This is a genomic window from Pseudomonas sp. DR 5-09 (assembly GCF_001655595.1).
GTDB classification, from domain to species: domain Bacteria; phylum Pseudomonadota; class Gammaproteobacteria; order Pseudomonadales; family Pseudomonadaceae; genus Aquipseudomonas; species Aquipseudomonas pharyngis.
Genome location: NZ_CP011566.1, coordinates 5,672,047 through 5,683,129, shown reverse-complemented (window position 1 = coordinate 5,683,129; position 11,083 = coordinate 5,672,047). Strand labels below are relative to the sequence as shown.

At 63.2% G+C, this 11,083-nt stretch carries 14 protein-coding genes; 6 read left to right on the top strand and 8 right to left on the bottom strand.

Annotated features, from left to right (window positions below):
• The first annotated feature begins 77 nt into the window (after window positions 1-77).
• Together PDR5_RS25580 and PDR5_RS25575 are read left to right on the top strand one after the other, a co-directional pair.
• Window positions 78-962, top strand: coding sequence for a sugar nucleotide-binding protein (locus tag PDR5_RS25580; protein WP_064599750.1), 885 nt, complete (start codon window positions 78-80; stop codon window positions 960-962).
• Complete coding sequence (locus PDR5_RS25575; RefSeq protein WP_064599748.1) at window positions 955-1,884, top strand: NAD-dependent epimerase/dehydratase family protein; 930 nt, start codon at window positions 955-957, stop codon at window positions 1,882-1,884. Before PDR5_RS25580 ends, PDR5_RS25575 begins: the two co-directional genes overlap by 8 nt.
• 177 nt (window positions 1,885-2,061) lie before the next feature.
• Here PDR5_RS25575 and PDR5_RS25570 read toward each other — a convergent pair whose 3' ends face one another.
• The 5 genes from PDR5_RS25570 to PDR5_RS25550 all read right to left on the bottom strand — a co-directional run bounded on the left by PDR5_RS25570 (window position 2,062) and on the right by PDR5_RS25550 (window position 6,109).
• Window positions 2,062-2,760: an OmpW/AlkL family protein gene (locus PDR5_RS25570; protein ID WP_064599746.1), complete on the bottom strand. Its 699-nt coding sequence runs from the start codon at window positions 2,758-2,760 to the stop codon at window positions 2,062-2,064.
• Between the two features lie 233 nt (window positions 2,761-2,993).
• Window positions 2,994-3,512, bottom strand: coding sequence for a DUF3299 domain-containing protein (locus PDR5_RS25565; protein WP_039772003.1), 519 nt, complete (start codon window positions 3,510-3,512; stop codon window positions 2,994-2,996).
• An 11-nt stretch (window positions 3,513-3,523) separates the two neighbouring features.
• A complete protein-coding gene (locus PDR5_RS25560; protein ID WP_064599744.1) occupies window positions 3,524-4,789 on the bottom strand; it encodes an ABC transporter permease in 1,266 nt (421 codons plus the stop codon).
• Window position 4,790: 1 nt separating this feature from the next.
• On the bottom strand, window positions 4,791-5,501 hold the full coding sequence (locus PDR5_RS25555; RefSeq protein ID WP_064599743.1) for an ABC transporter ATP-binding protein: 711 nt from the start codon (window positions 5,499-5,501) through the stop codon (window positions 4,791-4,793).
• Window positions 5,502-5,515: 14 nt separating this feature from the next.
• Window positions 5,516-6,109, bottom strand: a complete 594-nt coding sequence (locus PDR5_RS25550) for a DUF2796 domain-containing protein (RefSeq protein ID WP_064599741.1) — start codon at window positions 6,107-6,109, stop codon at window positions 5,516-5,518.
• Between the two features lie 134 nt (window positions 6,110-6,243).
• Here PDR5_RS25550 and PDR5_RS25545 point away from each other — a divergent pair, with 134 nt between their 5' ends.
• Window positions 6,244-6,600, top strand: a complete 357-nt coding sequence (locus PDR5_RS25545) for a hypothetical protein (protein WP_064599739.1) — start codon at window positions 6,244-6,246, stop codon at window positions 6,598-6,600.
• A gap of 5 nt (window positions 6,601-6,605) precedes the next feature.
• Here the strand turns inward: PDR5_RS25545 and trxA are convergent, their stop codons facing one another.
• From trxA to PDR5_RS25530, 3 genes are read right to left on the bottom strand one after another with little or no spacing between them, the layout of a single operon-like run.
• Complete coding sequence (gene trxA, locus PDR5_RS25540) at window positions 6,606-7,478, bottom strand: thioredoxin (RefSeq protein WP_007955581.1); 873 nt, start codon at window positions 7,476-7,478, stop codon at window positions 6,606-6,608.
• Window positions 7,479-7,517: 39 nt separating this feature from the next.
• Window positions 7,518-8,174, bottom strand: a complete 657-nt coding sequence (locus PDR5_RS25535; protein WP_064382218.1) for a class I SAM-dependent methyltransferase — start codon at window positions 8,172-8,174, stop codon at window positions 7,518-7,520.
• Complete coding sequence (locus tag PDR5_RS25530; protein ID WP_011336139.1) at window positions 8,171-8,635, bottom strand: YbaY family lipoprotein; 465 nt, start codon at window positions 8,633-8,635, stop codon at window positions 8,171-8,173. The genes PDR5_RS25535 and PDR5_RS25530 overlap by 4 nt, the downstream gene beginning before the upstream one ends.
• Window positions 8,636-8,763: 128 nt before the next feature.
• Here PDR5_RS25530 and nrdR point away from each other — a divergent pair, with 128 nt between their 5' ends.
• Genes nrdR through PDR5_RS25515 form a run of 3 tightly spaced genes read left to right on the top strand, consistent with a single transcriptional unit; the run spans window position 8,764 to window position 11,083 of the window.
• Window positions 8,764-9,228 carry a transcriptional regulator NrdR gene (gene nrdR, locus PDR5_RS25525; protein ID WP_003228656.1) on the top strand — a complete coding sequence of 155 codons (465 nt, stop codon included), beginning with the start codon at window positions 8,764-8,766 and terminating at the stop codon, window positions 9,226-9,228.
• Entirely contained in the window at window positions 9,225-10,358 is a 1,134-nt protein-coding gene (gene ribD / locus PDR5_RS25520; RefSeq protein ID WP_064599737.1) for a bifunctional diaminohydroxyphosphoribosylaminopyrimidine deaminase/5-amino-6-(5-phosphoribosylamino)uracil reductase RibD, read from the top strand. The genes nrdR and ribD overlap by 4 nt, the downstream gene beginning before the upstream one ends.
• 47 nt (window positions 10,359-10,405) lie before the next feature.
• On the top strand, window positions 10,406-11,083 hold the full coding sequence (locus PDR5_RS25515) for a riboflavin synthase (protein ID WP_064599735.1): 678 nt from the start codon (window positions 10,406-10,408) through the stop codon (window positions 11,081-11,083).

The following is an 11,083-nucleotide window of genomic DNA, read 5'->3' as shown; positions in this document are numbered from 1 at the left end:
CGGCAATTATCGACGACGGTGTCACAAAGCATCGTCGCCAAAGCCATCGTTCCAATCAGACTGGGCCTGCTGACTCTATGCGAATGCGCCTTATGTTACTGGGCGGCGGAAATGCCCTTGGGCAGGCGCTGATTCGCCTCGGTGCGGAGGAAGACATCGGTTTCCTCGCCCCCCGCCCGCCCGAAGACGGCTGGGATGCCGCGAGCCTGACCCAATTGCTCGACGACACCCGTCCCGATGCATTGATCAACCTTGCCTACTATTTCGACTGGTTCCAGGCCGAGGTCGTCAGTGAAAGCCGTCTGGCCGGGCAGGAACGCGCCATCGAACGCCTGGCCGAACTGTGCCAGCACCACAACATCGTGCTGGTGCAGCCTTCCAGTTATCGAGTGTTCGACGGCTCCCGCGCCACCGCCTACAGCGAAAAGGACGAACCGGTGCCATTGGGCCTGCGCGGTCAGGCGCTGTGGCGGATCGAACAGAGCGTCCGCGCCACTTGCCCGCAACATGTGCTGCTGCGCTTCGGCTGGCTGCTCGACGACAGCCCGGATGGGATCCTCGGGCGCTTCCTGGCCCGTGCCGAACAGCCGGAAGAACTGCTGCTGGCCGATGACCGCCGTGGCAATCCGACCCCGGTCGACGATGCCGCGCGGGTGATCATTTCGGTGCTCAAGCAACTCGATTGCGCCGCGCCGCTGTGGGGCACATACCACTACGCCGGGCATGAGGCGACCACACCGCTGGCGCTGGGCCAGGCGATTCTCACCGAAGCGCGCGGCCTGCACCCGCTGGCCATCGAAGCCCCGACCGCCCAGGCCCACGCCGCGCGGCCGGATGCCGCCGAAGAGCCGCAACACGCAGTGCTCGCCTGCAAGAAAATTCTGCACACCTTCGGGATCAAGCCGCGCGCCTGGCGTGCCGCGCTCCCGGGCTTACTGGATAGGTTTTATCGTCATGGCTGAAGGCCCCGTCCTCATCACCGGCGGCGCCGGTTTCATCGGCTCGCACCTGACTGACGCGCTGCTTGCCAAGGGCCATTCGGTGCGGATCCTCGATGACCTGTCGACCGGCAAGCGCAGCAATCTGCCGCTGGATAATCCCAGGGTCGAACTGATCGTCGGCGATGTGGCCGATGCCGCATTGGTTGCACAGGCGATGCAGGGTTGCAGCGCGGTCGCACACCTCGCCGCCGTCGCTTCGGTGCAGGCGTCGGTGGACGATCCGGTGAAAACCCATCAGAGCAATTTCATCGGCACGCTGAACGTCTGTGAAGCCATGCGCGAGGCCGGCGTCAAACGCGTGCTGTACGCTTCCAGCGCAGCCGTCTACGGCAACAACGGCGAAGGCGAGTCGATTGACGAAGACACGCCCAAGGCGCCGCTGACGCCTTATGCGTCGGACAAACTGGCCGGCGAGCAGTACTTCGATTTCTACCGCCGCCAGCACGGTCTGGAACCGGCGATCTTCCGTTTCTTCAACATCTTCGGCCCGCGCCAGGATCCGTCCTCGCCGTATTCCGGGGTGATCAGCATCTTCAGCGAACGCGCGCAGAAAGGCCTGCCGATCACCGTGTTCGGCGATGGCGAGCAGACCCGGGATTTCATGTACGTCGAAGACCTGGTCGACGTCCTGGTGCAGGCGATCGAGAAGCCGCAAGTGGACGTCGGTGCGGTGAACGTCGGCTGGAATCAGGCGACCAACCTCAAGCAGATGCTGGCCGCGCTCGAAGCGGTGGTCGGCGAGTTGCCGCCCGTCAGCTATGGCCCGGCGCGCTCCGGTGACATCCGCCACTCGCGGGCGAACAACAGCCGGTTGCTGGAGCGATTCAAGTGCCCGACGCCAACGCCGATGAACGTCGGCCTGGCCCGTCTGCTCGGCCGCTGAGCTTTTCGCAGACATGAAAAAGGCGCCTTTTGACAGGCGCCTTTTTCACGGCTGGAAATCGGGTTTCAAACCTGTTTCCTGTAGCGAGGGAGCTTGCTCCCCGGTCGATTGCGTAACATCGCAGTCAGTTCTGAGCTGCCCGCCACCAAGCCTCATTCACCACCACGTGAACGTTATTTAGAACTTGTAGCCTAGACCAACCATGTAGATGAAGGGATCAACGTCCACATTCACCCGTGCACGGGTGCCCGGGGCTACGGCGTTGTTCTCGACGGTGGCACGGGTGTCGATGTCGATGTAGCGCACCTGGGCGTTGAGCATGATGTTGTCGGTCAGCATGTAGTCGGCGCCGACCTGCCAGGCCAGGCCCCAGGAGTTTTTCGCCTTGAAGTTGCTGAAGCCGTTGGACTGGGCTTCGCTGCCGACGTGCTCGTCGTAGATCCAGGTGTAGTTGATGCCGCCGCCGATGTACGGCTGGAACGGCGACTTCGCGTCCAGCGGGTAGTAGACGACGCTCAGGGTCGGCGGCAGGTGTTTGAGGGTGCCGAGTTTGCCGTTGGCGGCTGGCAGGGCGGTGCCCTTGAGCTTCACGTCATGTTCGAACGGCGAGGCGGCCAACAGCTCGATACCGATGTTGTTGGTCAGCATGTAGGCGAAGTTCAGGCCCAGTTGGGTGTCGCTGCTCATGGTCGCCTTGCCGCCCAGGTTGGCGCCGCTCAGCGGACCCTGATCGACCTTGACGCTGGAGCTGTCGGCCTTCGGGTTGACGGTGATCGCACCGGCACGAACGATGATGTCGCCGGCTTCGTGGGCGTGGGCGAGCGGGGCTGCGAGCGCGAGGGCAAACAGCGAGGCGCTGAGCAAGGACTTGTTCATGGAAGCTCCCAAAGGACGTTAAAAATGTTTGATGTCCTATGGTACGAATCCGTCTGATACGGTCTTTTGACTCAGCTCAATGAAACAGTGATGCCCCGGGATTTTGTGGAACTTTCATGGCCTCATCGCCAGCAGGCTGGCTCCCACAATGGATATTTGCATCAACACAAGATCCCCTGTGGGAGCCAGCCTGCTGGCGATGGCAATCGATCAATCAACACAGAGCAACGGATTTACTCCGGCAGTTCGTAGACGTAAATCTTGTCCGCTTCCATCTGATACCCGGCATCGGCCAGTTCGCTGGTGGACTGCTTGACCTGCAACGGCCCTTCCACCCAGTACGGCTGATACAGCTCGTCGAGCTTCACGCCGAGTTCGCTTTTTACGTGCACGATCTGGTTCGACGGCGGTGGCGGCACGTGGATGCAGGCGCCGAAATATGGCACCAGCAGGAAATCCGTGGTGCGACCTTCTTCGCTCACTTCCAGCGGCACGATGTAGCCCGGCAGGCGGATGTTCTGGCCATCGAGGCTTTGCACCACGGGGGCGTTGGGCATGTCCTGTTTGGCCGCTGGCGCGGACTCCGCCGACAGCGCGTCGCCCATCTTCGACAGGTCGTGCAGCGGCGTCATGTTCGGTACTTCGGGCGCGGCGTCCGGCGGGATCATTTCCGACCAGGTCAGGTCTTTTGGCGCCGCCGCCCACACGGGCAGGGCGACCAGCAACAGCAGCGCAAGCACGGCGCGGGGCATGGTGAACATCCTCATAAGCGGATCGACAGGCCGTCGGCCAGAGATTGGCGATACGCGCGCCAGGCCGGCACGCTGCCCATCAGCAGCGCGGCCGCCAGAATGCCACCGAGCAGCGTCCATTCATACTCGCTTGGCCAGGCCAGCGGCAGATACAGACCGTAATTGGCCTGCACATAACCCTGTGCCGCAGCGATGCCGATGTACAGCAACGCCAGCCCGGCGATCACCCCGGTTAGCGCCAGAGCGAATGCTTCCAGCACCAGCAGGCTCGCGATGTGCCACGGCCGCGCGCCCACCGAACGCAGGATCGCCATTTCGCGGCGGCGTTCGTTGAGGCTGGTGAGAATTGCCGTAAGCATGCCGATCAACCCGGTCAGCACCACAAACAGCGAGACCACGAACAGCGCTTTTTCAGCGGTGCTCATCAGGCTCCACAACTCCTGCAAGGCCACACCCGGCAGAATCGCCAGCATCGGCTCGCCACGGAACTCGTTGATCTCCCGTTGCAGGGCGAAGGTCGAGATCTTGCTGTTGAGGCCGAGCATGAACGCGGTGATGGCTTGCGGCGTCAGGTCCATGTTGCGTGCCTGATCGGCGCTGATCCGGCCGTTGCCACGGGCCGGGACGCCGTTGTGCCAGTCGATGTGGATCGCCTCCATGCCGCCGAGGCTGATGTGCAGCGTGCGGTCCACCGGGGTGCCGGTGCGCTTGAGAATCCCGACCACAGTGAACGGTTTGTCGTCGTGCTTGACCAGACTGATCGCCGCCACACCGTGAGCCAACACCAGTTTGTCGCCGAGCTTGTAATGCAGCGCTTCGGCCACTTCGGCACCGAGCACCACTTCGAACGGATCGGTGGCGAAGGCGCGGCCGTCGGCCAGTTCCAGATGCTGCTGACGCCCGTACTGGTAATGCTCGAAATAGGCTTCGGTGGTGCCCATCACCCGGTAGCCGCGATGAGAGTCACCGAGGGACATCGGGATCGCCCACTTCACCTTCGGATTGCTGGCGAAGTGTTCGAAGCTGTCCCAGCGGATGTTGTTGGTGGCGTTGCCGATGCGGAACACCGAATACAGCAACAGGTTCACCGAGCCCGAGCGGGCGCCGACGATCAGGTCGGTGCCGCTGATAGTGCTGGCAAAACTGGCTTTGGCTTCAGTTCGCACCCGCTCGACTGCCAGCAGCAGGCAGACAGAAAGGGCAATGGCGAAAGCAGTGAGCAGGGCGGTGAAGCGACGGTTGGCGAGGCTGGCCATGGCCAGACGGAACAGATACATCTCAGACCTCGGCAGACGTGGCGGCGCGATTGAGTTCGGCCAGGGACAGGTGACGGTCGAACAGCGGCGCGAGGCTCTGGTCGTGGCTGACGAACAACAGGCTCGAGCCGGCTTCGCGGCACTCGGCGAACAGCAGGCGAATGAAGTTTTCCCGGGCGTCGTAATCCAGTGCCGATGTCGGTTCGTCGGCGATCACCAGTTCCGGTTGCCCGATCAATGCACGGGCAGCGGCGACCCGTTGCTGCTGACCGATCGACAGCGAATCGGCGCGGCGACTCAGGAGGCTTTCGTCCTTCAAACCCAGGTGGGCGAGCAGGGTGGCGGCGGCCTGATCAACGCTGCCGTGACGCTGTTTCGCACGCTCGGCGCGCAGCTTCGAAAAGTGGCACGGCAGCTCGACGTTCTCGCGCACCGAGAGAAACGGCAGCAGGTTGAACTGCTGGAAAATGTAGCCGGTGTGGTCGACGCGAAAGCGATCACGGGCGCCAGCACCCAGTTCGGTCAGTTCCTGGCCGAGCAGGCGAATGCTGCCGCGACCGGGTTTCTGCACCCCGCCGAGCAGGCCGAGCAGGGTGGTCTTGCCGCTGCCGCTGGGGCCCTTGAGGAACAGGGTTTCGCCGGCTTCCAGGCGAAACGCCGGGATGTCCAGCAGCGGCGGGTGACCGGGCCAGTTGAAGCCCAGGTCGGACAGTTCGATGAGTGCTTGGGTCATGGCGCCGTTTCGTGTCAGAACTTCAGGGCGGCGGCCTTGGCCGTCACTTCCGTGCCTTGCTGGCCGCTCGGGCCGATCAGTTGTACCTGAATTTTCTGGGTGGCCGGGAAGGTAGTGAACAGGTTCGCCAGATCCAGGGTTTTCAACGCGCCCGGCGCCGCGCAGCTGAACTGGTAGTGGGCGTGGATTTCGCTGTGGTCGTGATGATGCTCGTGACCGTCCTTGCCGGCCTCCTCTTCGTCGTGGTCGTCGGCATCCGGCTTGTCGCCGAACAGCGGGCTTTCCAGCTCCTGGCTGGTGACTTTGCAACCGGCGGCGGCCGGCAGACTGAACAGAGCCTGCGGTTTTTCCAGTTGCGCGCGGGCGGCGGCGACCTTGGCCTTGTCGGCATCGCTGGTGGCGACGTGTTCAAAACCCACAAGGTTCATCGCCGGGCTTTCCAGCTCCAGCTCCAGGGTCTGGCCGTCGAGCGCGGCGTTCAGGCGTCCAACGCCATGTTCGTGGGCAGCGAGGCTGCCGTGCTCATGGTCGTGATCATGCTCATCGGCAGCCTGGGCGATGGCCAGCGGCAACAGGGCAAACGGCAAAGCGAGCAGCAGACGACGCATGGCGGTCTCCGGGAAGTAAAGTGAAGAGTTTGTTATGTAATCTTATAACGAAAGTGCGCAGAGTTTGCCCGCCCGCTTGGCGTTACACAAGTCCCATGGGAGCATGCAGGTCAGAAATGTGCGGGAGAAAGCTTATGTTGCGGATACGCGGAACCGTCGGCGACTTGCCGGTGGATTTGACCCTGGAACTGGATGAAAGCGACTGGGCGCGGCTCGGTGCGCAGTTTGGCGTGCAGGTGCAGACGGCCCAGCCGCAAGCAGCAGCGGCGGCGGTGGCGAAACCGGTGAATCAGGACGATGCGTTGTGGCAGGTCGCCAGGGATTTGCTGCGCAAGGCCGGGCAGCTCAGCGGCCCGGATCTGCTGGATCAGCTCGAAGGGCTGACCGGCAGCGCAGCGGCGGGCAAGCGCTTGCTGGTGCGTCTGCGTCATTCGGCAGATGTGAAGGTGGCGAGCGGCGGGGATACGCCGCTCTACAGCTGGATCGAGTAAGGGGGTTAGTACAGCGCGGCAAACACCTTGCGCCGGTAAGCGGTCACCAGCGGGTGATCGTTGCCCAGCAGTTCGAACACTTGCAGCAAGGTTTTGTGCGGCAGGCCTTCGCCGTAGCTGCGGTTGCGGATGAACAGCTTGAGCAGTGCGTCCAGCGCCGCTTCGTATTGCTGACGGGCCAGTTGCTGGATCGCCAGTTGATACACTGCTTCATCGTCCTGCGGGTTCTGCGCCAGACGGCTTTTCAGGTCGGCAGCATCTGGCAGGTCACGGGCCAGGCCGAGGAATTTGATCTGCGCCTTGGCGCCAGCCAGCGCGGCTTTGTGCTCATCGCTCTTGACCGCGTCGAGCACGGTTTGCGCTTCGCCCAGTTCACCGCGTTCGGTCAGGCAGCGAGCGTAGAGAATCAGCGCCTTGGCGTTGGTGTTGTCTTCGCCTAACAGCGTAACCAGCGTCGCTTCCGCGTCGGCGTAACGGCCCTCGTCAAACAGTGCCTGAGCCTGTTCGAATGGATCGGCAGCCGACGGCGCGGGCATCTGTACATGGGGTTCGAGCAGGGCGCGCACGGCGGATTCCGGTTGCGCGCCGGCAAAGCCGTCCACCGGTTGGCCGTCCTTGAACAGCACCACGGTCGGCAGGCTGCGGATGCCGAAGCGGGCGACGATGTCCTGCTCGATATCGCAATTGACTTTGGCCAGCAGCAACTCGCCCTGATAGCTCTCGGCGATCCCTTGCAGCATCGGCATCAGCGCCTTGCACGGCGCACACCATTCGGCCCAGAAATCCACCAGCACCGGTTTTTGAAAGGAAGCCTCGATCACCGACTGGTCGAAGTCGGCCGTCGTGGCGTCGAAGATGTACGGCGTTTGCTGACTCATGGGGTATCTCGTAAAAGCGTGAATGGGGCAACTATACGGTCAGGCGCGGGCCGCATGGTAGAGGCTGACATGGCGAAACTCTTCCGGCTCGGCCAGATCCGGCAGGGTCATGGCTTCGAGCATTTCGATGCGCCGGTACAACGGATGGCGGAAATCGCGAACCCGCGAATCCGCCACCAGCGCTTCGCGGCCACGGCTCAGGAATGCGTCGAGCAGCGGCAGATTTTCCCGGTCGTAGAGAACGTCGGCCACCAGGATCAGATCGAAGCGATCCGCCTCGGCGAAGAAATCCGTGGAATAACTCATCTGCACATCATTGAGCTCGGCATTCGCCCGACAGGCGGCAATCGCCAGCGGGTCAAGGTCGCAGGCCACCACTTCCAGCGCGCCGGCCTTCACCGCCGCGATGCCGGCGATCCCGGAACCGGCGCCGAAATCCAGTACGCGCTTGCCTCGCACCCACTCGGGAAACTCCGCCAGATAGCGCGCCACCGCCAGACCGCTGGCCCAGCAGAAACTCCAGTACGGCGGTTCATGCAGGATTCGTTGGGTTTCTTCCTGGCTGAATTCACGCGCCATGTTGTCGCCATCGATCAGCCACAGCTGCAAATCGGTGTCCGGCAATGTACAGGCTTTCAGTCGAGCGTCGCCGAGCAACTCGCCCAGCGACTGTTGCAGGTCTGACGGGGCATTCATGGGGCTTTGACAAATTGCAGCTGGCCCAGCGCCTGTGTGGTTGGCTGAGTGATGGTCTGCGACGGCAGGTGCAGGATCAACTGGCCGGACTGGCTTGCGCGGCCGCGCAATTCAACCCGCGCGCCAACCGGGAAGGATTCGGGGTTGAAGCGCAGGTGAAACGGCAGAATCTGGTTGTTGCCGATCAGGCTGGAACTGGCGAGCAATTGTTGCGGGCGATCCTTCTCGTCGATCACCAGCAGCGCCAGTTCGACTTCGGCACCGGCCGGCACGCCTTGCAGGGTGCCGCTCAGTTCGCGTTGATACGCGGGCAGCGGGCCGAGATCAGCAGCTTCCCGGGCTTTTTTCTGCGCCTGTTGCGGCGCCGGGCCCGGCGTGGGCGGCTGAGGCTTGGGCGCGTCGCTGCCACAGGCCACCAGCAGGCTGAAAACACTGAGCAAAACGAGCGGTCGTAGGGACATTGGTGGCTCCAGCAAAATGAAATCCATGGATCAATCGATCATGGCAGTCTGTATACCGCAAAGCCTATGGCTTGTCTTGCCACCGGGATGCGCTACCATGGCCCTCCCTTTTTTTGTTGCCAGCCACCATGCACTGTCCCTTCTGCGGTGCCAACGACACCAAGGTCATCGACTCGCGTCTGGTCGCCGAGGGCGAACAGGTGCGCCGCCGGCGTGAATGCCTGGCCTGCGGCGAACGTTTCACGACGTTCGAGACGGCCGAACTGGTGTTACCGCGCCTGATCAAAACCGACGGCAGCCGCCAACCGTTCGACGAAGAAAAACTCCGCGCCGGCATGCAACGCGCCCTGGAGAAACGTCCGGTGAGCGTCGAGCGCCTCGAATCCTCGCTGGTCCATATCAAACACAAGCTGCGCGCTACCGGCGAGCGTGAGGTCAAATCCCTCGTGGTCGGCGAACTGGTGATGGCCGAGCTGCAAAAGCTCGATGAAGTCGCCTACATCCGTTTCGCCTCCGTGTACCGCCGCTTCCAGGACCTCAACGAATTCCGCGAAGAGATCGACCGCCTCGCCCGCGAACCGGTGAAAGAATGACCGCCGCCGCCGAGCAGGCCATCCTCGACGCCCACTTCATGGCCCGGGCCCTGGAGCTGGCGCGCAAGGGGCATTACACGACGCACCCCAATCCACGGGTTGGCTGCGTGATCGTGCGCGACGGGCAGATTGTCGGCGAAGGCTGGCATGAACGCGCTGGCGAACCCCACGCCGAAGTCCACGCCCTGCGCGCCGCCGGTGAACTGGCCCGGGGCGCCACGGCTTACGTGACCCTCGAACCTTGCAGCCACCATGGCCGCACACCGCCGTGCGCCGATGCACTGGTGAATGCCGGTGTTGGCCGGGTGGTCGCGGCGATGCGTGATCCCAATCCGCAAGTCGCCGGACGCGGTCTGCAGCGCTTGAGCGATGCCGGCATCGCCACCGAAAGCGGCGTGCTGGAAGCTGAGGCGCGCAAGCTCAATCAAGGTTTTCTGAAGCGCATGGAGCACGGCTTGCCGTTCGTGCGGGTCAAGTTGGCCATGAGCCTCGACGGTCGCACGGCGATGGAAAGCGGCGAGAGCCAATGGATCACCGGCCCGGCCGCGCGTTCGGCGGTGCAGCGTCTGCGCGCCCAGGCTAGCGTCGTGCTGACCGGCGCCGACACGGTGCTGGCCGATGGCGCACGCCTGACCGTTCGCGGTGACGAGCTGGGGCTGGATACCGAACAAACCGCGCTGGCCTTGAGCCGTCCGCCGCTGCGGGTGCTGATCGACGGGCGTCTGCGAGTGCCCCTGGACGCGCCGTTTTTCAAGGCCGGCCCGGCGCTGGTCGCCACCTGCGTGGCCATCGAAGAACAGTACGCCCATGGTCCGGAATGCCTGATCGTGCCGGGCGATGACGGTCAGGTCGATCTGCACCAGTTACTGGTCGAACTGGCCAACCGTGGCGTCAACGAAGTGCTGGTCGAGGCCGGTCCGCGACTGGCCGGCGCGTTTGCCCAGCTCGGACTGGTCGACGAGTTCGTGATCTTCATCGCTGGCAAGTTCCTCGGCTCCACGGCGCGTCCGCTTCTGGACTGGCCGCTGGCCTGTATGAAGGATGCGCCGGAGCTGAAAATCACTGAAATTCGCGCGGTTGGCGATGACTGGCGAGTCACTGCCATCCCTGTCCCATCGGCGAGCGTATAATTCCCGGCCATCGCGTTAGCGCTGGCTTCGTTCTCAAGGAGAACCCCATGTTTACCGGCATCATCGAATCCATCGGCAGTATCCGCGCACTGACCCCAAAGGGCGGTGATGTGCGGGTGCATGTCGAAACCGGCAAGCTCGACCTGAGCGACGTCAAACTCGGCGACAGCATCGCGGTCAACGGCGTGTGCCTGACCGCGGTTGAACTGCCGGGCAACGGCTTCGCCGCCGACGTCAGTCGCGAAACCCTCGACTGCACCGCCATGAATGACCTGAAAAGCGGTAGCCCGGTCAACCTGGAAAAAGCCCTGACCCCGACCACCCGTCTCGGCGGCCATCTGGTCAGCGGTCACGTCGACGGTGTCGGCGAAGTGGTTTCGCGCAGCGACAATGCCCGCGCCGTGGAATTTCGCATCCGCGCGCCGAAGGAGCTGGCCAAGTACATCGCCCATAAAGGCTCGATCACCGTTGATGGCACCAGCCTGACGGTGAACGCGGTCGATGGCGCCGAGTTCCTGCTGACGATCATTCCGCACACCCTGAGCGAAACCATTATGGCGTCCTACAAGCCAGGTCGCCGGGTGAACCTGGAAGTCGACTTGCTGGCGCGTTATCTGGAGCGTCTGCTTCTGGGCGACAGGGCCGCTGAGCCTGACTCTTCACAAAAGCTTGGCGGTGGCATCACTGAAAGCTTTCTGGCCGCCAACGGCTACCTCAAATCCTGA